Below are 22,088 nucleotides of genomic sequence, written 5' to 3'. Positions count from 1 at the left end.
CCGCGTGTTACGGGTTTCAGAATCGTGCCAAGGCATGCTAAGTGTAGTGTCATGAGCGTAGCGAACCCCAATATAAGCGCGAGCCGCCCCGTTATCCGCCAGTTGGACGAGGGGGCCGTGAACCGCATTGCGGCAGGTGAGGTGGTGGAACGCCCCGCCTCTGCCATCAAGGAACTCGTCGAAAATGCACTCGATGCGGGCGCGCGCAAGATCGCGATTGATTATGGGGATGGTGGCAAGACGCTGATCCGGGTTCAGGACGACGGCTGCGGGATGACGGCCAATGATTTGCCCTTGGCCTTGTCGCGTCATGCCACGTCCAAGATTGACGGCAGTGATTTGCTGAACATCCAGACATTCGGGTTTCGTGGGGAGGCGTTGCCTTCTTTGGCGGCGGTCGGTCGCCTGACGATTGTCACGCGCGCCGATGGCGATGACGGGGTCGAGGCGACTGTTGCAGGCGGGACTGAAAAACCCCTCAAGCCAGCGGCCTGCAACCCGGGGACGACGGTCACGATCCGCGATCTGTTTTACGCGACGCCTGCGCGGTTAAAATTCCTGCGCAGTGATCGCGCCGAGGCGCAGGCGATTTCTGATGTGGTCAAACGCCTCGCCATGGCGGAGCCGTTCGTGCAGTTTGTGCTGCGCGATGTCTCCGGCGATGGACCGGGCCGCGAAGTATTTCGCGCCGACGCGCAGCAGGGCGATCTGTTTGGAGCGTTGCATGGGCGGCTCGCGCGCGTTCTGGGCCGTGAGTTTGCCGAGAATTCTTTGGCAATTGATGCGGAACGTGAGGGTTTGCATCTCACTGGCTTTGCAGCCCTGCCGACCTATTCGCGTGGCTCGGCTGTGGCGCAGTATCTTTTCGTGAACGGGCGTCCGGTCAAGGACAAGCTGCTGGTTGGGGCGCTCCGGGGTGCCTATTCCGATTTCCTGAGCCGGGACCGCCACCCAGCGGCGGCGCTGTTTCTGGATTGTGATCCCAAACTGGTCGATGTGAATGTCCACCCGGCCAAATCAGAGGTGCGGTTTCGCGATCCCGGTATCGCGCGCGGCCTGATCGTGTCGGCGCTGCGCCACGCGCTGGCCGAGGCAGGCCATCGTGCATCAACGACCGTCAGCACAGCGACCCTTGGGGCGATGCAGCCAGAACCCATTGGCGCGCGCGTCTACCAAATGGATCATGCCTCAAGGCCGATGTCTGCGCCGCCGCTGCAAACACCGGCTTTTCAGGAGGTTGCCGCGCCTTGGGGGCGTGTGGCAGAAACGGACCCTGACGGGGAAACTGCGGATGAACCTGTTGATTATCCTCTCGGTGCCGCTCGCGGTCAGGTGCATGAAAACTACATCATTGCGCAGACCGCGACGGGCATGGTCATCGTCGATCAGCATGCCGCGCACGAACGTCTCGTCTATGAAAAACTGAAACGCCAGATGGCGGAAAATGGGGTCGCTTCACAAGCCTTGCTGATCCCTGAGATTGTTGAACTGTCCGCCGCTGATTGCGCGTCTTTGATGCATGTTGCTGATGATCTTGCCCAGTTGGGTCTGGTTGTGGAGCCTTTCGGCGGGGATGCGATCGCGGTGCGTGAGACACCTGCCATTCTCGGGTTGGTGGATGCACGCGCGCTGATACTGGATATTCTGGACGAGCTTGCGGATCAGAACACGTCTGACAACATACGTCAGCGTATAGATGCGATCCTGAGCCGTGTGGCCTGTCATGGCTCAATCCGCTCGGGGCGCTGGATGAAAACCGAGGAAATGAATGCGCTGTTGCGCGACATGGAAGCGACGCCGCATTCCGGGCAATGCAATCACGGGCGACCCACTTACGTTGAGTTGAAGCTGTCCGACATCGAACGCTTGTTTGGCCGCACATGATTGAGGTTGCAGGACAAACGATTAACCTTACAGACCCCATTGTTCTGGCGGCGATGGGCAGCGGTGCTTTGGTTCTGCTGATCCTCGTGTTGCTTCTGATGGCAGTGCGGGCCGCAGGTCGCTCGGCGAAATCGACGGAGCCTTTGATGCAGCAATTGGGCGTATTGGGGCAGCATGTCCAGCATCTTTCGGCGGGTCAGGAACAGCTGCGCGGTGGGTTGCAGACGGTGTCGGATACGCAGGCCAATGCGCAGACACAGGTGATACAAACGGTTGAGGCACGCCTTGCCGCCGTGCAGCAGCAGATGCAGGACCGGTTGGCGGACAACGCGATGCGCTCGCAGCGCGCAATGACCGATATGCAGGAACGCATGAAAGAAACGCTGCACGGGTCCAGCAAGCAGACGACCACATCGCTGACCCAGTTGCAGGAACGGCTGGCCTCCATCGACAAGGCGCAGGACAATATCACGAAACTATCCGGTGACGTATTGTCCTTGCAGGACATCCTCAGCAACAAACAAACGCGCGGTGCCTTTGGTGAAATTCAGCTGCACGATATTGTTTCAAAGGCGTTGCCGAACGACAGCTATGCCTTGCAGCATACCTTGAGCAATGGAAAACGCGCGGATTGTCTGATCCACCTGCCTAACCCACCGGGCCCGATTGTGATCGACAGCAAATTCCCGCTGGAGGCTTATGAACAACTGCGCGCTGCCAAGACGGAGTGGGACCTCAAAGACGCGGTTGCGAAAATGAAAACGGCCGTCACGAAACACATCAATGATATCTCTGACAAATACATCATTGAGGGCGAAACGGCGGATGGCGCGCTGATGTTTCTACCGTCCGAAGCTGTCTATGCTGAGCTTCATTCAAATTTCCCCGAGCTTGTGCGCAAGGGGTTCGACGCAAGGGTCTGGATTGTTTCACCCACCACATGCATGGCGACGCTGAACACGATGCGGGCCATTCTGAAAGATGCCAGAATGCGCGAACAGGCCGGTGCGATCCGCAAAACGCTCAAGATGCTGCACCGGGATGTGGAACTGGTGGTGGAACGGGTCGGCAAGCTGGATACGCATTTCAGACAGGCGCAGCGTGACGTGCATGAAATTAGCACAGCGGCAGAACGCGCAGGCAAGCGCGCGGTCAAACTGGACAACTTCGACTTTGAGGAATTGCCGCAGGAGGATGACACGATCCTCCCGCTCACCCGTACCGAAGCTTAAAGGGTCATGCCAAAAACCTGAATCACGTAAGGCTGCCTGAAACCAAAGATTTCAACGCGTTACGTGATATTTGATGTTTCGTCAGACGCTCTAGGCCGAGTCAAACGCCGCCATGATCCCGCGCAACTCCGCAAGGCCCCGCATGCGCCCGATCAGCGGATAGCCGGGCATGCTGCCGCCCCCCAGATCGCTGAGCAATTCCTGCCCATGGTCGGGGCGCATGGGGATTTCCCAATCTGACCGGCCTGCGTCCTTGCGACGTTTTTCTTCGGCCAGCAGCGCTTTGATGGTGGCGACCATATCGGTGTCACCCTCCAGATGCGCGGCCTCAAAGAAATCTGGTCGCGCCCGGTCCGATCCGGGTAGGCGTTTGGTATTGCGCAGATGCACGAAATGGATTTTGTCGCCAAGGCGGCTGACAAACTCAACCGGGTCGAAACCTTCCGCCACGCCGAGCGATCCGGTGCACAGTGTCGCGCCATTTGCCGGGCTGGGTACGGCATTCAGGATATGTGCATAGTCATCGGTGGACGACATGATGCGCGGCAGGCCAAGCAGTGAAAAGGGCGGATCATCCGGATGACAGCACAGGCGCAGGCCAAGCTCTTCGGCGACGGGACATACCTCGGACAGGAAATCAATGAGGTTCTGGCGCAGTTGCGCGGGCGAAATGTCCTGATAGGTCGCCAGATGCGCCCGCACGTCATCCGTTGTCCACTTGTCGTTGGACCCGGGCAGGCCCGCGACGATGTTGTTCTGCAGCGCGACGCGCTGCGTGTCAGTCAGCTCGGCAAATCGCTGTGCCGCCATTTCTTGCAGCTCTTGCGAATAATCCGAGGCTGCGCCGTCCCGTTGCAGAATGTGCAGATCGAACACGGCAAAATCCAGAAAGCGAAATAGCATCGCCGTCCCGCCGTGGGGTTGCTTTGCGCGCAGTTCCGTCCGGGTCCAATCGAGGATCGGCATGAAATTATAGCAAATGGTGCTGATGCCAGCCGTTGCCAGATTGCGCAGGCTTTCCTTATAGGCCAGTAGATGATCTGCCATCTGCGGGCTTTGCGTCTTGATGCTTTCCGACACAGGCAGGCTTTCGACAACCGCCCAGTCAAAGCCCTGTTGGTGCAGCATATCCTGCCGTTGCCGGATCGCTTCGGGCGACCAAAGCGCACCGGGCAGGACATCATGCAGGGCGCTCACGATCCCTTGCACGCCGACCTGATGTAGATCGGGCAGGGCGATCTTGTCTGCGGGTCCGAACCAGCGCCAACATTGTTTCATGGTATCCATCCGTTGAATAAGGGGTGAGCCGATGGCAGCGGCAACGAAACGCGCGCGCCGCTCCTCGCAGAATGATATATCGCTGTCACCAGTTCAATGGAAGCCGCCCCATCCGCCAGTGGAACCGAATTCGAAGGCCGCCCGGCCAGATCAGCTGCGACCGCGCTTAAAAAACCTTCAAAACCCGGTGGTTTGATAGGTGCGCTTGCCAATGCGTTTTCGATTGTGGGCTGGTCTTTGGGATTTCTGGCAATGAACGACCAATCTGACGTGCCGGGCGCATAAGGGGTTGTGCCCGATGTCGCCGTCAGCTTTTCAAACACGAACCTCAACCTCGTTTCATCCCTTGCAGCCCCAAGGGTGATGTTGCTTGTCGCTATTGCCCCATTCACCATTTCAAAGGTTATTGCCGCGCAGTCTTCTGTTTCGATCGGATTGACGCGGGTGGTCGTCACCGCCGAAACGGATCGCACCGGCCCCATGAAATGCGTCAGTAGGTCATGAGCGTGGATGGCATGGCCCAAAACCGCACCGCCCTGTTCGCCCGCCCATGTACCGCGCCATGGCACGGCATAATAGTCGCCATCACGGGCCCAATGCGTTTCCATCGAAGCCACCAGCGGCTGACCCAAAAGACCTGCGTGTTGCAGGTGGCGCAACTGCGTAAAGGCCGGACCGTAGCGGTATTGGAAAACCGGATATACCGTCCGGTTGTGTTGTCTGGTGGACTGGGCGATCTGTTCTACCCCGGCGAGGCTGGTCGCCAGCGGTTTCTCACAGATGACATTTTTGCCCGCAGCCAGTGCCTTCAGCGTGACGGGCAGATGCAGGTGAGGGGGCAGGCAAATGTCGATAAGGTCAATGTCGGGCATCGCAAAAACGCCATCCCAATCGGGTGTAATCAGGAAATCATGCGTGCCACGCAACACCTCGGCGCGGGTTTGATCCTTGTCCACAAGGGCAGCAACCCGGAACAGATGCGGCAGTGCCTGATAGGCGGCAAGATGTTGCGCCCCGATTCCGGCGCCAAGAATGGCAACATTCAACATGTTACGCCCCTTCGGCCAGCGCTTGCGCTTGCAAGGCAAGCTCCATCACTTTGAAGCAATGCGCTTGTGTCATCGCCGATTCAGTGCGGTTTTCGATGTCATTCAACAAATGGTCGGAATAGGGCAAACCGGCATCTGACGCGTCGATCTTTTCGCATCTGTCCCCGGTAACTAGGATCAGGTGATCGGTGCCGTCCCTGCCCCCGACATCCACATATTTGCGCAACTCGATATAGCCTTCGGTGCCCAGAATGGTCAGACGCCCGTCGCCCCATGTGGGTAGCGCATCGGGCGTGTACCAATCCACCCTGATGGATCCCGTGCCCTGATCGCTTTTCAGGGTGATCTCACCGAAATCCTGAAGCCCGGGGTGGGCCGGGTTCGTGTGGTTGGCCACGAAAGCATGGGTCACCTCGGCCTCTGTGGAGCCGGTGAAATGCAGGAACTGGTCGATTTGATGCGAGGCGATATCGGTGAGGATACCGCCATATCGGGTTCGGTCGAAAAACCAATCCGGCCTAGTTTCTTTGTTAAGCCGATGCGGCCCTAGCCCGGCGGTGTGCACCACCCGGCCAATCGCCCCTTCGGCCACCAATGCGCTGGCGCGCGTGACGGCCGGGACTTCAAACCGTTCGGAAAAGTTGATCGACCAGATCCGTCCGGTGTCACGGACAGCACGGCGCAGATCGTCCAGCTGCGCCATGGTGGTGCAGCCGGGTTTGTCGGTCATCACGTCCATGCCGCGCTGCATGCATTGGATCGCCAGTGCTGCACGGTCTGCGGGGATTGCGGCGATCAAGGCCAGATCTGCGCCAGATGCCAGTGCATCCTCGATTCTTTCAAATCGTTTAAGCAGCGGAAAGCGTTTGCGAAACCCCTCAAGGCTGTGTGGCGTGCCTGCGGTCCAGAACCCGAGGCATTGCGCCCCGGCGTCCAGCATGTTTTGCGTCATGCCGAAAATATGCCGGTGATCGAGGCCAATGGCGATGAATTTAACGCTCAAACCTGTGCCACCTTTTCCCAGACCCGCGATGTGCCGGATCGTTCCATTGCATCAATGACCGCATGGGCCATGAGGGCCTGTTTCCCGGTGGCCATCGGGTCGCGCTGGTCGGTGATTGCCTGCGCGAAGTCTTCGATCACGCTTTGATGCCACGCGTGGGTAAAGGCCATAGGGTCCGCGCCGCCGCCGGTCGTGGCGCTGGCACCATGTGTTTCTGTCTGCCCGTCCAGATAGGATATCGTAAGCACGCCGCTTTCCAGATGCGCACTGGCCTTGGTGCCATGCAGGCTGATGGTTTCCGCCGTTCCCGGAAAAGCCGAAGTTGTGGCCGTCAGTGTACCCACACAGCCCGCTACGGTTTCAAACAAGGCACCGGCCCAGTTTTCAGCCTCCAGCCTGTGCAGGGCGGTACGGTGCATATGCGCGCAGACCGTGGAAAACGGCCCCAGCAACCAAAGCGAAAGGTCCAGCGTGTGGATCGCCTGCGATATCATCACGCCACCGCCATCGCGGGCATAGGTGCCGCGTCCCGGGGTATCGAAATAGCCCTGATCCCGCCACCACGGAACGCGAATTTCGGCATTGGTGATATCGCCCAGCTTGCCTTGATCAAGCGCCTGTTTCAACGCCTGTGACGCGGCGCGCGCGCGGTGCTGGAAGACGATACCAAGCGGCACAGCATGATCTGCGCAGAGCGTGACAATGTCTTGTGCGGCTTCAAGGGTCCGCTCAACGGGTTTTTCCATCAGGATTGGTTTGCCCGCCCGCACCAAAGGCGCAATCAAGTCGCGCCGTGCATCCGGGGGCGTCGCAATGACAACGAAATCGACCCCAGGGTCGGCGGCAATCTCATCTGCGTTTTGATAGGTTTTCACCGCGCGGCCCAGCAGGTCGGCGGCATGTCTGCCATAAGCGCGGGCCTTTTCCGGGTCGCGCCCCATGATGCCGGATAGATCAACGGTCTCAGCATCCCGAAACGCGGCAAGATGTGTATCCGCCACCATGCCAAGCCCGATCAGAACAGCGTTTTTCATGGCGCAGCCTTGGGCATAATCGCCCCCCGGTATTGCACGACCTGTGCCGCGCAATCATGTCCGGCACGCAAAGCCTGCGCTTGCGTCTGACCGGCGAGGATTGCCGCGAGATAAGCGCCATTGAAACTGTCACCCGCTGCCGTGGTGTCAACTACATGCGGTGCTGCACCGTAGGATTGCGAGACTGCATCACCCAGACTGATTGGGCCCTCTTCGCCGCGTTTCAACGCGCCGGTGCCGCGATATCGGGCAAATCGCGCCTCAACCGCTGCGGCATCTTCATCAAAGAGCAGCATTTCATCATCAATGGAGGGCAGGCAGATGTCTGCACGCTCCCACAGGGCAGATGTCACGCGCTGTGCGGTCGGTTTGTCCTCCCAAAGGCGCGGTCGATAATTGCTGTCATAGGCCAGTTTGATGGGTGTTCTGCCCAACCACTCAACCAATGCACTGCGCGCTGCATCCGGCAGGATCGCCACGCTGATGCCCGAGAGGTACACAAGGTCATAGGCCTCAAGGATCTCGAAATTATAACCCGCATCGGTCTTGAACAGGTCCCGTGCAGCGGCAGCACTGCGCCAATAGGTGAAAGATCGTTCGCCATCATCCGTGGTTGTGATCGCATAGAGGCCGGGGGATTTCCCGGTCAGGCGGGTCACAGCACCGGTGCCGATGTCTTGTGCTGCGATGAAGTCCTCAATCTGGTCCGAAAACGGATCGTCACCCAGACAGGTTACGTAATCGACGCTGAACTGCGGTGCATTCCGCTTGAGGTAAATCGCCGTATTCAACGTGTCGCCCGCGACACCGACTTGCGAGGTCTGCCCCAGAATGGACAGTTCGATCATCGCTTCTCCGACGCAGGCGATACGGGTCATGTGCGCTGCTCCCTTTTCCAGATGATGAGGCCGGACGCCACGATCACCAATGCGCCGACGACGACCCAGAAATCAGGCACATCCCCAAAGATCAGCCAGCTGAAGGCGGCAATGTAAATCATGAACGAATAGGTATATGGCATCAGCGTATTGGCAGGCGCAAAGCGGTGCGCATTGGTGAGCAATTGATGCCCGCCCCAGCCCAAGACGCCCAGCCCGATCAGCAATACCGTGTCCAAGAGGCTTTGCGGCGGAATCCAGAACCAGAGGGCAAAGGGCAGGGTCAGCATGGTTCCCAAAGCGCCGAGGTAGAGTTGCTGCGTTTCGGTTGCGACAATCCCGGCGAGTTTGCGGGTCATCAGGGAGTACAGCGCCAGCGCAGTCGCGTTATACAATGGCAGGATCATCGCCGGATGGAACGTCTCGCCAAACGGGCGGATCACGATTAGAACGCCGGCAAACCCCAACACGATGGCCCCCCAGCGCCACGGCCCGATTTGCTCTTTCAGAATGGTCATCGACAAAAAGCACACGATGATCGGGCTGGAAAACATGATCGCCGAAATGATCGTCAGCGGCAGATAGCTCAGGGCATAGAAATTACCCAATGTGGCAGAGATCAGCAGCAAGGCCCGGCTCAGCACCAGCCAGATGTGATCGGTGCGAAACCGATCGAGGGTCATGCCGTCTTTGGCAATCATGCCCACCGAAATCACCAGATGCCCGGCATAGCGCATGAACACCAGTTGAAACGCCGGAAAGCCCGCCAGCGCAAGCCATTTGGCCGAAACATCGACCATCGCAAAGAAGTACCAGGCCACCAGCATCATGAGAATGCCAAGCTGGGGCCGGTCCTCTATGGCTTGCGCCGCGACTGCCATTTAGGTGCTGTATTTATTGGCAAAGAAATCAACCATCTGGCTGACCATCTCATCACCATGACCCGTGTCACGCGCTTCGCTCAAAGCGGATAATGCGGACTGCGACATGATGCTTTTGACGCCTGCGTCATCGGCCATCTTCGAATAATACCCGACGTCTTTGGCCGCGTTCTTGATCGCAAAGGCCAGCAGGTTCGGATCGCCGTCTACGCCGTAGCCTTTGACGAAATCCATCATCCCGCTGTGCAGCGGTCCGGCGGCCATCACGTCATAAAGCTCCTTGCGGTTCACACCGGCGATGTCGGCCATGGCAAAGGCTTCGGCCATTGCATTGGCCACGGTCATGCCAAAGAAGTTGTTGATGAGCTTGATCGTATGTCCGGACCCGAGGGCACCGAGGTGAAACACGTTTTCGCCGAGGTCTTTCAAGACACCCTCGACCTTGTCAAAGGCCGCCTTGTCGCCCGCGCACATGATGTTGAGCATGCCGTCCTTGGCGTGGCTGGGTGTGCGACCCAGGGGAGCATCCAGATAGGTGCCGCCTGCTTCCGCGACCTCTGCGCCGAGGGTTCTGGTGGACGCAGGCAGCGATGTGCCGAAATCAATCACGACAGCGCCGGGTTTGAGACCGGCGATCACGCCATCCTCGCCGCGCATCCGGCTTTCCACATGATCCGATGTACCCATGCAGAGCATTATGATGTCGCTGGCTGCGGCCACCTCTTTGGCGCTGGCGACTTCCGTTGCCCCTCGGGCGACGGCTGCGTCCAGATGGGTCCGGTCGCGGTTGCCCAGAACGCTCAGCGCGTACCCCTGATCTTGCAGGCGACCGACCATTGCCCCGCCCATAAGCCCAAGGCCGATGAATCCGATAGTTGGTTTTGTCATGCGAGGTGTCTCCTATTTCGCGGTATCAAAGGCACGTTTTTTCATGCCTTTCTGGATTTCATAAATCGATATCGGCACGTCCGGCTGCGGTTGTGGAATGCGCAACGGGATGTTCTTTAGGCGCGGACTTTTGGTCGGCTGACCGCATAGCATGCGGGTGTCATAGTCTTCGATGCCGTCCCAGCGGGTCATGGACCCCATGATCGGAAAAGCATCCGCCGCCATCATTTCGAAAAACAGGATACGGCGTGGCTGATCAGATGTATTCAGCGCCGAGCCATGCACAATACGGCCGTGATGGATGCTGATAGACCCCGCCGGGCCGGTCAGCTGAACCGCGTCGTCAGGATTGAGCCCGTTTTCCTCGGGCAGCATCGCACCCGCAAAGACGCCATCCACATGATGATCATAGACCGGCCCCTTATGGCTTTCGGGGTAGACCATAAGCGGCCCGTTTTCAGCGGCCATATCGTCGATCAGTACCCCAATGGCCAGAATGTCATCGTTGGTATGGGGGTAAAAGGCATAGTCCTGATGCCATTCTACCGCCGCCCCATATCCCGCCGATTTCATATTCAGTTTGGTCGTGTGCAGCCTCAGGTCAGGTCCGATCAGATCGCGTGCCGGGCCGAGAATGTGGTCTGAAACCATCAAGTCGCGCACCACATCCGATATCATATGCGGCAGTTTCACACGCCTCAGACGTGGCTCGGCTGGCGTATGGGTATCCTCAAGGTCCAGGCGGTCGTTCGACTGCGTCATGCCAGCGGCTTCGGTCTCAAACCGGGTGATCTCGTCGCGGAGTTGCGTGATCCATTCGGGCGGTATCTGGTTTTCCACAACCAGATAGCCATGGTCATTATATTGCGTGATCTGTTCAGGCGAGAGCACTTCGGGCATGGCCGTCTCCTGTCGTCTGAGCTGCCAGTTGGTCTTCGATGGCCAGTGCGATTTCAAGCGTTCGGGTCGCATCCGCAACATCAATCAGTGGCGCGGCCCCGTCCATCACGTCAAGGAAATGATCCAGCTGAGCGTCGAGGGGTGGTTTTGTGTTTTCCCAGCGGACCAAAGGTTTTTGGCGCGCAGCTTTCCCCCAGTCTTTTCCCTGCCACAGCGTCATGGACGGAAAACTGATCGCGCCATCCGTCCCGGAAATCCACAGCATATCCTGACCGGTTGTGCCGATATTGGGGTTCTCGCCGGTGGCTGCTTCGAACCCCCAGGGGCTGGGCGTGGTATCGGCAAAGCTGATGGTGCCTGTCGCCCCATGTTCAAAGGCCAGCGCGATGGCACCGGATTCGATCCGCGTCTCCCCGCGCAGGCCGCGCCCGCGCAAGGCTGCTGTTGCGACGATCTCACCGACCACGAAACGCAAAGTGTCAATGTCATGCACGAGGTTGATAAGAACAGGACTGCCGCCTGCCGTGCGCCAATTCCCGTCAAAATAAGCATCCGGCTTGCGCATCGCCCAGATCATGCTGACCGTGACCGGCGTCCCAATAGCGCCTTCGGCCAGCAGTTGTTTCAATTGCTGGACCGACGCGTGATAGCGGCGATGATGCCCGACCAGCGAACCGACACCAGCCTGTTGCACCGCATCGCCGAGCGCGCGCGCGGCGCCCATATCGCCCGCGACAGGCTTTTCGATCAGCATATGCCAGCCACGTTCGGCGGCATACTGACCCTGTGCGCTGTGCAAATCCGTCGGTGTCGCGAGGATCACACCGTCCATGGGTGTTGTCACCTGCGCCATGTCATCAAAGCGTGGGATGCCTTCGCCAGTTTTGATATCAGGGTTCGGATCAACGAGGCCAACCAGCGTGCAGCGTGGGTGGTCTTTCACTGTCTGCACGTGACGTGCACCAATCAACCCTCCACCCACGACGAGGACTTTTTTCACATCACAGCCCCGATTTGCCATGGCACGAATTCGTAATCGCCAAGGCCCTGCGCTTCGGATTTTGTTGCCTCGCCTGAGGCGACGCGCAAAAACATCTCGTAGATCTCGCGCCCCTTCTCTTCGACGCTTATGCCCTCGGTCAGGATGGTGCCGGCGTCGACATCCATGTCCTCGCTCATGCGCTTTGCCATGGCCGAATTGGTCGCCACCTTGATGGTCGGGCTGGGTTTTGACCCAAATGCGGAGCCGCGCCCCGTGGTGAAACAAACCAGATTGCAGCCGCCCGCGATCTGGCCCGTGACGGAAGCCGGATCATAGCCGGGGCTGTCCATGAAGGTGAAGCCGCGCGCGCGCACGGATTCGGCGTATTTGTAGACCCCCATGAGCGGCGAGGTGCCCCCTTTGGCCGCAGCACCGAGTGATTTTTCAAGGATCGTGGTCAAGCCGCCTGCCTTGTTGCCGGGGGAGGGGTTGTTGTCCATCGTGCCTTTGTTGCGGGCGGTGTAATCCTCCCACCACTTGATCAGGCCGACAAGCTGTTCACCGGTTGCACGGTCTATGGCGCGACGCGTTAGCAAGTGCTCAGCGCCATAAATTTCCGGTGTTTCGGCGAGAACGCCGGTGCCGCCCTGTGCTGCCAGCAGATCACAGGCATGACCCAGCGCAGGGTTCGCCGTGATCCCCGACCATGCGTCCGATCCGCCGCATTGTAAGGCGACCATTAACTCGGACGCGGGGCACTGCGTGCGTGTCGCCTGATTGGCGATGGGCAGCATGGCCTCGATCTTCTGGATGCCCATTTCGACGGTCTTGCGCAGGCCCGCAACCGACTGGATGTTCATGACCTGAAAGGTTTTGCTTTGCTTCAGGCCATAGGCTTCGAGGAGCCAGTCGATCTGGTTCATTTCGCATCCCAGGCCGACCATCAAAACGCCAGCGTGGTTCGGATGGCGCGCATAGCCCCACATCACCCGTTGCAGGGCCTCAAACCCATCGCCATCACCTGCCATACCGCAGCCCGTGCCATGCACGAAAGCCGCGACACCGTCGACGTTGGGATAGGCGGCCATCACCTCGGGGGTGAAGTGGTTGGCAATCATCCGCGCCGCCGTGGCCGAGCAGTTTACCGACGTGACAATCGCGATGTAGTTGCGCGTGCCCACCGCGCCGTTCCCGCGCCGAAAGCCCATAAAGGTGTCGCGTTCAGCCTCTGGCACAGGTGTGACGGGCCGTTGATCGGTTGAGAACTCATAGTCGGCATCTGTATTGCGAAACTCGACGTTTTGCGTGTGTACGTGATCACCTGCGGCGATATCCTCAATGGCATAGCCAATGATTTGTGCATATTTGCGGATAGCATCGCCTTTGGGGATCGCTTGCGTTGCGATCTTATGCCCTGAGGGGATCAGTGCATTTGTTTTGGTCTCCCCGATATCAACGCCGACTTCGAGAGCGCGGGTGGCAGTCACGACATTATCTGAGGGATCTAGGCGAACAGTATCCATGAGAGTTCCTTTTACGCGCAGAAAGGCGCATCTGATGTCCAGCGGTGAATCGGGATATGTGGCGCGTCGGAAAGCTTTGTGCGTGTGTTTTCCCACATCGCTTTCCATACCCGCCAGTCGCGCAATTCGCTGTCCGGGTTGGCGCGCGAGCGGGCGATAAAATCGGGGAAATGGCTGCGCCCCGTCGGCTCACCCGTGACATTGTAGCGGATATCGAAGGACCAGCGAAACGCATCCGTCTGATTTGTCAGCGATGCATGCGGCGTGAGCGGATGAAACAGCACAACGCCCCCGGCCTTGATGGGCAGCGGGATGGCTTTGGCTTCATCGACAAATCCATCCGCGATGCCTGTTTGCGTGCGCGCGCAATGGGGCAGGATATCCTGATCCGGTGTTTGTGCCTGAACCTGCAGGCACCCGTTTTCAATGGTGGCATCCGTGACAGCGATCCAAACCGTCACCATGCGGGTTTCGTCCGCTTCTTCCAAAGCGACGGCGCGGTCCTGATGCCAGTCAGTCGCAGTAATATGCGCACGTATTTCATCCGATTGCAGATCGGTGGCAGGCGGTTTTAACCTGACGTGTTGGATGGGATTGGACGTAAGTTCAGGCCCCAAGAGGCTTTCCGCGACATCGAGCAACCTTGGTTCCGTCAACAGATCGAATACGGCTGGGCCAAAATGAAACGGCGTATCGGGTGAAATTTCGTCGCCCGGCAGGCTGATATCGAGCGGCTGGAAATAATCGCATTTGGCGCGGTAGGCCTCAATCAGCTTTCCCCAGAAATCAAGGGAGTCAGGCGGTGTTGCCACGCGACCCTGTTCAAACCACTCCGCGTACAACCGATCCAAAAGGGCCGCGTATTCTGCTTTGACATGGTTCAGCACGTCAATTGGGACCACGTCCGGTACAACCAAATAGCCTTGGGTTTCGAAGTCATCTATTTGTGCAGGCGTCAGCATATAAATCCTCCGATCTCTATAAAAGCAGTGTCACGATATTAGGCCAGATCAGCAGGACCGTCAGGGCGCAAAGCTGAATACCGATGAAAGGCAGGAACCCCTTGAAGATATCCGTCAGGCTGATGTGCGGCGGGGCCACTGATTTCAGGTAGAACGCAGCCGGGCCAAAGGGGGGCGACAGAAAACTGACCTGCATGTTCATACAAAAGACAACGCCGAACCAGATGGCGATGTGCTGCGGTTCCAGCTGGCCGATGAAGCCGATCTCTTCAATGGGCAGACGTCGGATGATGGGCAGGAACACAGGGATAATCAGCAACACGATCCCAACCCAATCCATGAAGGCCCCCATGAACAGCAGGATCAGCATCATTGCGAGAATAATCCCCATGGTGGGCAGATCGGTGCCGACGATGAAATCCGCCACATAGGTGGGCCCGCCCGCGATGGTATAGGCGCCCGCAAGGGCCGCGGCACCGATGGTGACCCAGATGATCGTGCCCGTGGATTTCAGCGTGCGCATCAGGCTGTCCCAGATCAGGTCCCACGAGGCCTCACCGCGCATTATTGCGATGACCAGAACGGCGAATGCGCCCATGCCGGCGGCTTCGGTAATGCCCGTAATACCGCCATAGATCGATCCCATGACAACGCCGATGACGACGATTGGGGCCACGAGACCCTTGCCCATGTTCCAGCCTGTTTTGGTGTCTTTCATACCAAAGTAAAAGTACATCAGCCCCATCATCAGGATGAACGTTCCGCCAAACCACGGCAACCAGTCGGCGGTCCCGAAGGCAAAGGGGTCGCCTTCGTTTGCGGCGTTGGAACCAGTGAATTCAAAGAAGGCCGCGCGCAGGAACAAGGCCACGGAAAAACCTGCCGTGACGACGGAGAGGAACGCGAGAAACAACCGACCCTTTTCGCGGCCCTGCGGATCACCGGGCACAGGATCGGGCAGGGGGGCGTCTTCGGGATGAAGCTGCGTGCGGATGATGATGTAGATGATGATAAACGAGGCCAGCATGAACCCCGGCAGGAAGGACGCGGTGAACAGCGCCTTGATCGAGGTTTCAGTGATCAGACCATAGATAATGAGAACGATGGACGGCGGAATCATTGTCCCCAGACTGCCCGAGGCACATATGACCCCGATGGCAAGGTTCTGATTGTACCCCAGCCTGAGCATTTGCGGCAGGGCAATCAGGCCAAGCAGGACGACTTCGCCCCCGATAATACCCGACATGGCCGCCATGATCACGGCCATGATCGACGTCACGATGGCGATGCCCCCGCGCGTGCCCGACAGCCAAACATTCAGGGAGGAATACATATCCTTGGCCACGCCGGAGCGTTCCAGCAAAGCGGCCATGAAGATAAACAGCGGAATTGATATGAGCACATAGTCCGTTAAGAGCCCGTATATTTTCTGCGTCAGAATATAAAGCGGCCCCGTCCCGGGTCTTGAGGTCAGAATACCGTCGCCAAAGGTCATCGGGTTGGACAAAAGCGTGGGTTCAAACTTCATCACCAGCACAAGAACCGCCAGCGACGCCGATGCCAGCCCGAGCGGCATGCCGATGGCCAGCAGCAGGATCAGTGCCAGCATCAACACCAAAGAGATCGTTCCAATATCCATCAGTCTTGTCCTACCGCGCGTTTCAGGGCCCGAATTTCGTCTTCGTCTGGTGTGTCGTCATGTATCTCAGGCTCAGCGTTCCAGTCAGAGATCAGGTTCAGCACCGCCTGCACCGCCACCAGTGAGATCACGATCAGCACCAGCGGTTGCAGGGTCGCAGGGATCGGCGGGTCAAACGCCGTACCAAAGGTCTCCCATTTGTAGAGCTTGTTCTCAAACACCTGCTTGTAGCTGCCGTAGACCAGAAAGAAGGCGAACAACACGATCAGCAGCGTGGTGATGCAGTCAAAAACACGTTGCAACCATCGCGGACAGACATCGTAGAGCAGAAAAATACGGATGTGGCTGCGCTGCTGCATGGCATAAAGCCCGGCCATCAGGAAAATGAATCCCGCAAGCCAGAGGGACAGTTCATTGGCCCAAAGTGTCGGACGCTCAACCACATAGCGCAGGAAAACCTCGTAGAGCATCACACCGGTCATCAGGATGATCAGCATCATCGTAACGCGTCCGATAAAGACCGCACCACGATCCACCGGCCGCCAGTGTTCAAATTCCATATTGGCCCGACGCACGGTTTTGGCCCCGAAAAAGAAAAGGACCGGGACCATAACGAGGGCAATCAGATCGACGAGGTCGATCTTCCCAAAGAGCGGTGAAAGGTTGGGCGTCACATCATTGCGGTCAAAAATGGCAGTGACCTGTCCCCGCATTGATTCATTTTCATGTGGAAACCATGTGAGGAAATAGGCAGGGATGTGCCAGACAACCCAGCCGGCGCAGAGAATGAAGGCCAGCGGGATCAGCCATTCTATGAGGCTGCCTGAGGTTCTCTGCATCATTTTGCTCCTTCGTTTTTGGCGTGGTTACGCGGCTAAAGCGTAGTGGGCGATAAAGTCTCGGTCTGGTTCGACCCCGATACCGGGGCCGTCTGGAATGGTGACGCGACCTGCGTTTGCCTTGACCTGCGCCTGAATGTTCAGGGGGTGTGTCAGCAGATCGTCGCGGAATTTGTTGTCGGTGGTATCGAATTCCAGCATCGGCTCCCACGGGTGCAGGCCACCGGGCAGGGGGGGCATTGCGGCCAGCAGTTGCAGGTTCGTGGCAACAGCAATTGCGGACCCCCAAACGTGGTTCACCACGGGCGTGAAATGCGCGTGACACAGGGCCAGCACCCGCAGGTATTCACTGATACCGCCAAGGGCGCAAACCTCGGGTTGGGCGATATCCAACCCGCGGTTTTCAAGGATCGCGCGCCAACCCCAACGGCCGAATTCTGCCTCACCACCCGAGATATTGACCGACAGCCCGCGCCGCAGTTCGGCATATCCGGCGTGGTCTTCGGGGGCGATGGGTTCCTCGAACCAATAGGCGTCCAGTTCGTCCAGTGCCCGGCCAACGTAAAAAGCGTCAGATGTCGTGTAGGCGTGATTTGCATCGACCATGAAAGGATACGCATCGCCGACGCCTTTGCGCACGGCGGTGCAAAGGGCCACGTCCGGTTTGGGGCCGAAACCTGTTTTCATCTTGGTGGCGACGAAACCCATATCCTTGATTGCGGCGGCTTCATCGGTGAAACGGGCGGCGAGTGCGTCAACGGGTTCATCCCGGAGCATCATGCCATAGCCGTAACAGGGCACCGACATGCGATGTGCGCCGCCGATCATTTTATGGAGCGGCAAGCCTGCGACTTTGCCAGCGATATCCCACAGTGCGATATCCACTCCGGACAGGGACTGCATCGGCATCCCCTTTTGACCGTGATCGCGCATGAGATTGTAAACTTTGTGCCAGATCACGTCGCGGTCCATCGGATCCATGCCAAGCACCATGGGCTGGATCACCTTTTCGACGATGCTTTTGTTGGCAAGGGCGATGGTCCCGGGACCAAAGCATTCCCCCCACCCGGTCACGCCCTCATCCGTTTCAACCTCCACCAGATGGGCGGTGCGGTGCCCGTAATACTGCTGCGAATACCCAAGCTGCTCGGGCATTTCATACTGCAATACATGGCTGATGATGCGGGTGATTTTCATGGGGTGCCTGAGGGAAAAGAGGCAGGGCCATTTCTAGCCCTGCCACTATGTCGATAACGCGGATGCGTGGCTTACTTCATCGCGCCCATGTCTTGCAGGAAGCTGATGTGGCTTGCCAAAAGCGCCTGCGCTTCTGGTGTGGTTGCAAACTCTGTCCAGCCCTTTTGAACCGCATCACGGTAGACTTGCAGGTCTTCAGCGGACCACTCATAGAGATTCACACCCTTGGCGCGAAGGTCTTTCGCGGTTTGCGCGTTTTGCACTTCATTGATGGTCGCGTTGTGCAGCGCGAGGCTGTCCATGGCGACTTCCATGATACGCTTGTGATGCTCCGGCATCGCGTCCCACACGTCCTTGTTGCAGGCCAGATGGTCCGCAGGCATGGAGTGGAAGCCGGGGAAGTTCGTGTGCTCAGCGATGTCATAAAGACCCAAGCCCACGTTGTTGGTCAGGTTCGCGGCGTCTGCACCGTCGATGATACCGGTTTCAAGTGCGGTAAAGATTTCGGTGAAGTCCATGACGATCGGTGATGCACCGAGGTTTGCGAACACTTTTGTCGCGAGGCCAGGAGGGGACCGGAATTTCCAGTCTTTGAAATCAGCGACGTTGCGAATTGGTTTGGTCGAGGACAGCGATTCCGGACCGGGGATCCACCAACCGATGAATTCCATGCCGTAGGGGTTGTAAAGGCCGTTCAATGCGGCCTTGCCGTCACCATGCAGCAGCCATGCCATTTGCTGGTAAGGGTTCTGATAGCCACCCATCAAGTCGCCCGCGAATTGGAACGCAGGGTTCTTACCAGTTTGATACGCACCGCCCGTCATGTCGCAATCGAGGATACCTGTGGCCGCGGCGTCGAATGTCTCAACCGATTTGACCACGGATGAACTGTAAAACATCTCGATCTGGATTTCGCCGTTGGACATGGTCGTCACGTCGTCGATGAATTTCGCCGCCAGTTGGCCGGACAGTTGTTCAGGCGAAAAATGCGTTTGCATGCGCAGGGTTGTTGTTTGTGCCGATGCAGTCATCGCCGTTGTTGCTGCCAATGCAGCGACCACGGCAACGCTTGCCGCTTTCTTCAATAGGTTCATGTTGTCCTCCCAGACGTTGAAGCGTTGTTATTGCTGAGCCGCCCAAGGGCGCTCATTTTGAATACGCTGGCAGAACGTTATGCGGGGCTGGCCTATCTCGCAATAGAATTTTCATATTTTAAAAAATTTTGAGATTTTTGTGGATTATTGAAATTTTATTGATACGCTCAAGACAAGTAGCATTTGAGGTACGTGGATGTTCGACCGTGACATTTACACAGATCTGCAGCATCGCCTCATCACAAATGATTTTGATCATGGCGAGAAACTGCGCGCAGAGCAAATGAAACGCGATTATGGCTGTTCTGCCAGTACCGTGCGCGAAGCTCTTTTCCGACTGTCTACCGAAGGGCTGGTTGATTTTCAGGAACAACGTGGTTTCCGTGTGCCTGAGAAATCGGCTGCGGTTCTGGCTGAACTGACGCATATCCGAATCCTGCTTGAGGGCGAAGGTACGGTGCTGTCGATCAGGCAGGGCGGGGTTGCTTGGGAAGCGCGCCTGACAGCGGTGCATCATCAACTCAGCCACATCGAGAAACGAATCCACGCCAGCGATGATCCATCCGATCTGGTGCCTTTGTGGTTTCAGGCCGAGCTGGAATTTCACCAAACGCTGATCTCGGCCTGCGAGTCCGCCACGCTCAAGGCGATGCATGTGCAGGTCTACCGACGCTTCCGCCAACAGCTGATGATTGCCGATCGCAGTTTTGATTTCATTTCAAAGAACATCCAGCATCATCACGCGATCATGGTCGCAGCCCTTGATGGCAATGAGGATCTGACCCGCCAGAAAATCCACGACCATCTGGCGCGGCATCTTGGCGGTGCGTTCAGCGCGCAGGATATTCAGCGGTCCAAATCCTCCGCAATGTAGATCTCGATTATTTCATCAAAACTATCCTCGGCCTTGAACCCAAGTGCCTCTGCTCGGGCCGGGTTGAAATCGCGCGGCCAGCCTTCGACAATTTTCGCGATATCAGCGTTGGGCCGGGAAACGATCAGGTCCACCGTCTTTTGGCCTGCGACGCGGCGCAAAGCTTCGATCTGTTCGGCAACGGTGCAGCTGATCCCCGGCAGGTTGAGCGCGCGACGAGCGCCCAAGCGGCTCGTATCAAGGCCCGCGGCATGCACCAGAAACCCGGCGGCAGATCGCGGCGATGCATGCCAGTGGCGCACGGTATCAGGCACCGGCAGAATGGCCTCCTGACCGTTCAGCGGTTCACGTATGATGCCTGAGAAAAACGACGAGGCCGCAAGGTTTGCCTTGCCGGGGCGCACGCAAATGGTCGGAAAGCGCAGCGACATGCCATCGACAAAACCCTTCCGGCTGAAATCGCTCAGCATCAACTCGCTGCTTGCCTTTTGCGCGCCATAGCTGGTTTGCGGGGCGGAGAGGAATGCGTCGTCTATCTTGTCTGGGAACGGGCCACCAAAGACGGCGATGGATGAGGTGAACACCACGCGAGGTACATAGGCCCCGCCCGTGGCGTTATGCTCAGACCGCAATGCTTCGAGCAGATGCCACATGGACATCATGTTGACGGCCCAGCCTTTGTCAAAATCGGTTTCCGCCTCGCCCGACACGATGGCCGCGAGATGAAAGATCACATCGAAACGTTGCGCGGCGAGGTTCTGTATCACCGCTGCGTCCGTCAGGTTCCCCGTGATCTGCGCGCCCGGCGCACTGGCCAGAGGAAAGCCCACGTCAAACAGCGTGACATCAAGGTCCTGAGCACCCTCGAGGCCCGATGTCGCCAAGCGGTGCGCCAGTTTCTGGCCGACCATACCACCGCCGCCGATGATCAAAACGCGGGTCATGTCGCCAGCCCATTGCGCTGTTTCAGTTCCAGATAAAGGCCCGAGTGGTCTTTTTCCGCGCCCCCCATTGCGTCACTGAAATGCTGGAAACGGTCGCGCACGGTTTCTGTAGCGGGTAAGCTAAGTCCGAGACTTTCAGCCTCATCCAAGGTGTTGTTCAGGTCTTTAATCTGGAATTTGGTCAGCCCGCCGGGTTCAAAATCGCCCTTTGTCATCCGCTCACCATGCTGTTGGAGGATGGTGCTATCGGCAAATCCGCCCTTGAGCGCTGCGCGCACGGCTGCGGGGTCTGCGCCGCCTTGCTCAACCAGTAGCATTGCTTCGGCGACGGCGGAAATTGTGACGGCGACGATTGTCTGGTTCGCCAGTTTTGACAACTGCCCCGTGCCGGAGGGGCCGACATGCACCGGGCGACCCATGGCCTCAAACACGGCACGGGCGGCCTCAAATGTCTCTGCCGTTCCGCCGACCATGATTGCCAGTGTTGCATCCTCCGCGCCTTTGGTGCCACCTGAGACGGGCGCATCCAGATGACCAAAACCAAGCGCCGTGAGGGTGGCGTGCTGCGCGCGGGCGTGTTCCGGCTTTGCGCTCGACATGTCGATCCAGATCGCGCCGGGGCTTAACGCGGCCTGAATGGCCGGATCATCCACCAGCGCGCCGGTGGCAAATCCATCCGACAGCATGGTGATCACGAATTCCGCGCCCTGCACGGCCTGCACCGCGTCGGCTGCCAGCTGCGCGCCATCGGCGACAAGCGGTTCAGCACGCGCAGCGGTCCGGTTCCAGACGGTCACGTCATGCCCGGCTTTCAAAAGGTTCCGGGCCATGGGAACACCCATCAGGCCGGTTCCGATTAGTGTGATTTTTCTGGATTGTGCCATCGGCCCTGTTTCCCCGTCGTGGTTGATCTTCTATGCAGTAGCCAAAGCAGCTGCGCTGTCATACGCTAACCTAAAGCAGCCATTGGACCAGCCCGTCCGGTGGTTTTTTGATAAAAGTCAGCA

At 58.2% G+C, this 22,088-nt stretch carries 20 protein-coding genes; 3 read left to right on the top strand and 17 right to left on the bottom strand.

Annotation, left to right across the window (positions count from 1 at the left end; translation table 11 throughout):
- Window positions 1–51 precede the first annotated feature (51 nt).
- Together mutL and RLO149_RS18800 are read left to right on the top strand one after the other, a co-directional pair.
- Window positions 52–1,884 (top strand): DNA mismatch repair endonuclease MutL, encoded by a 1,833-nt coding sequence (mutL, locus tag RLO149_RS18805; protein WP_013963663.1) that lies wholly within the window; start codon window positions 52–54, stop codon window positions 1,882–1,884.
- The gene (locus RLO149_RS18800) at window positions 1,881–3,116 is read left to right on the top strand and encodes a DNA recombination protein RmuC (RefSeq protein WP_013963662.1); all 1,236 of its coding nucleotides are present in this window, start codon (window positions 1,881–1,883) and stop codon (window positions 3,114–3,116) included. Before mutL ends, RLO149_RS18800 begins: the two co-directional genes overlap by 4 nt.
- 90 nt (window positions 3,117–3,206) lie before the next feature.
- Here RLO149_RS18800 and uxuA read toward each other — a convergent pair whose 3' ends face one another.
- The 15 genes from uxuA to RLO149_RS18725 form a co-directional block, all read right to left on the bottom strand.
- Window positions 3,207–4,394, bottom strand: a complete 1,188-nt coding sequence (gene uxuA / locus RLO149_RS18795; protein WP_013963661.1) for a mannonate dehydratase — start codon at window positions 4,392–4,394, stop codon at window positions 3,207–3,209.
- Entirely contained in the window at window positions 4,391–5,443 is a 1,053-nt protein-coding gene (locus RLO149_RS18790) for a Gfo/Idh/MocA family protein (RefSeq protein ID WP_013963660.1), read from the bottom strand. Before RLO149_RS18790 ends, uxuA begins: the two co-directional genes overlap by 4 nt.
- Window position 5,444: 1 nt before the next feature.
- A complete protein-coding gene (locus RLO149_RS18785; protein WP_013963659.1) occupies window positions 5,445–6,446 on the bottom strand; it encodes a Gfo/Idh/MocA family protein in 1,002 nt (333 codons plus the stop codon).
- Window positions 6,443–7,480 (bottom strand): Gfo/Idh/MocA family protein, encoded by a 1,038-nt coding sequence (locus RLO149_RS18780; protein WP_013963658.1) that lies wholly within the window; start codon window positions 7,478–7,480, stop codon window positions 6,443–6,445. Before RLO149_RS18780 ends, RLO149_RS18785 begins: the two co-directional genes overlap by 4 nt.
- Window positions 7,477–8,358: a sugar kinase gene (locus tag RLO149_RS18775; RefSeq protein ID WP_013963657.1), complete on the bottom strand. Its 882-nt coding sequence runs from the start codon at window positions 8,356–8,358 to the stop codon at window positions 7,477–7,479. The genes RLO149_RS18780 and RLO149_RS18775 overlap by 4 nt, the downstream gene beginning before the upstream one ends.
- Window positions 8,355–9,239 (bottom strand): DMT family transporter, encoded by an 885-nt coding sequence (locus RLO149_RS18770; protein ID WP_013963656.1) that lies wholly within the window; start codon window positions 9,237–9,239, stop codon window positions 8,355–8,357. The genes RLO149_RS18775 and RLO149_RS18770 overlap by 4 nt, the downstream gene beginning before the upstream one ends.
- Complete coding sequence (locus tag RLO149_RS18765) at window positions 9,240–10,127, bottom strand: NAD(P)-dependent oxidoreductase (RefSeq protein WP_013963655.1); 888 nt, start codon at window positions 10,125–10,127, stop codon at window positions 9,240–9,242.
- Between the two features lie 12 nt (window positions 10,128–10,139).
- A complete protein-coding gene (locus RLO149_RS18760) occupies window positions 10,140–11,027 on the bottom strand; it encodes a phytanoyl-CoA dioxygenase family protein (protein ID WP_013963654.1) in 888 nt (295 codons plus the stop codon).
- Window positions 11,005–12,027 (bottom strand): Gfo/Idh/MocA family protein, encoded by a 1,023-nt coding sequence (locus RLO149_RS18755; RefSeq protein WP_044025439.1) that lies wholly within the window; start codon window positions 12,025–12,027, stop codon window positions 11,005–11,007. The genes RLO149_RS18760 and RLO149_RS18755 overlap by 23 nt, the downstream gene beginning before the upstream one ends.
- Window positions 12,024–13,532 (bottom strand): UxaA family hydrolase, encoded by a 1,509-nt coding sequence (locus RLO149_RS18750; RefSeq protein ID WP_013963652.1) that lies wholly within the window; start codon window positions 13,530–13,532, stop codon window positions 12,024–12,026. Before RLO149_RS18750 ends, RLO149_RS18755 begins: the two co-directional genes overlap by 4 nt.
- Before the next feature lie 11 nt (window positions 13,533–13,543).
- Window positions 13,544–14,494 carry a phytanoyl-CoA dioxygenase family protein gene (locus RLO149_RS18745; RefSeq protein WP_013963651.1) on the bottom strand — a complete coding sequence of 317 codons (951 nt, stop codon included), beginning with the start codon at window positions 14,492–14,494 and terminating at the stop codon, window positions 13,544–13,546.
- A gap of 16 nt (window positions 14,495–14,510) precedes the next feature.
- The gene (locus RLO149_RS18740; protein WP_013963650.1) at window positions 14,511–16,133 is read right to left on the bottom strand and encodes a TRAP transporter large permease; all 1,623 of its coding nucleotides are present in this window, start codon (window positions 16,131–16,133) and stop codon (window positions 14,511–14,513) included.
- Complete coding sequence (locus tag RLO149_RS18735; RefSeq protein ID WP_044025438.1) at window positions 16,133–16,972, bottom strand: TRAP transporter small permease subunit; 840 nt, start codon at window positions 16,970–16,972, stop codon at window positions 16,133–16,135. The genes RLO149_RS18740 and RLO149_RS18735 overlap by 1 nt, the downstream gene beginning before the upstream one ends.
- A gap of 27 nt (window positions 16,973–16,999) precedes the next feature.
- Complete coding sequence (locus RLO149_RS18730) at window positions 17,000–18,169, bottom strand: mandelate racemase/muconate lactonizing enzyme family protein (protein ID WP_013963648.1); 1,170 nt, start codon at window positions 18,167–18,169, stop codon at window positions 17,000–17,002.
- 71 nt (window positions 18,170–18,240) lie between these two features.
- Window positions 18,241–19,263, bottom strand: a complete 1,023-nt coding sequence (locus RLO149_RS18725) for a TRAP transporter substrate-binding protein (protein WP_013963647.1) — start codon at window positions 19,261–19,263, stop codon at window positions 18,241–18,243.
- 196 nt (window positions 19,264–19,459) lie between these two features.
- Between RLO149_RS18725 and RLO149_RS18720 the strand changes: the two genes are divergently transcribed.
- Window positions 19,460–20,137, top strand: a complete 678-nt coding sequence (locus RLO149_RS18720) for a GntR family transcriptional regulator (protein WP_013963646.1) — start codon at window positions 19,460–19,462, stop codon at window positions 20,135–20,137.
- On the opposite strand, the gene denD is transcribed toward RLO149_RS18720, so the two are convergent.
- Together denD and RLO149_RS18710 are read right to left on the bottom strand one after the other, a co-directional pair.
- Window positions 20,110–21,081, bottom strand: coding sequence for a D-erythronate dehydrogenase (gene denD / locus RLO149_RS18715; RefSeq protein ID WP_013963645.1), 972 nt, complete (start codon window positions 21,079–21,081; stop codon window positions 20,110–20,112). The two genes, RLO149_RS18720 and denD, sit on opposite strands and share 28 nt — an antisense overlap.
- A complete protein-coding gene (locus RLO149_RS18710; protein ID WP_044025437.1) occupies window positions 21,078–21,965 on the bottom strand; it encodes an NAD(P)-dependent oxidoreductase in 888 nt (295 codons plus the stop codon). The genes denD and RLO149_RS18710 overlap by 4 nt, the downstream gene beginning before the upstream one ends.
- Window positions 21,966–22,088: the final 123 nt, after the last annotated feature.

The organism is Roseobacter litoralis Och 149 (genome assembly GCF_000154785.2).
GTDB lineage: Bacteria > Pseudomonadota > Alphaproteobacteria > Rhodobacterales > Rhodobacteraceae > Roseobacter > Roseobacter litoralis.
This window is presented reverse-complemented; position numbering and strand designations above follow the sequence as displayed.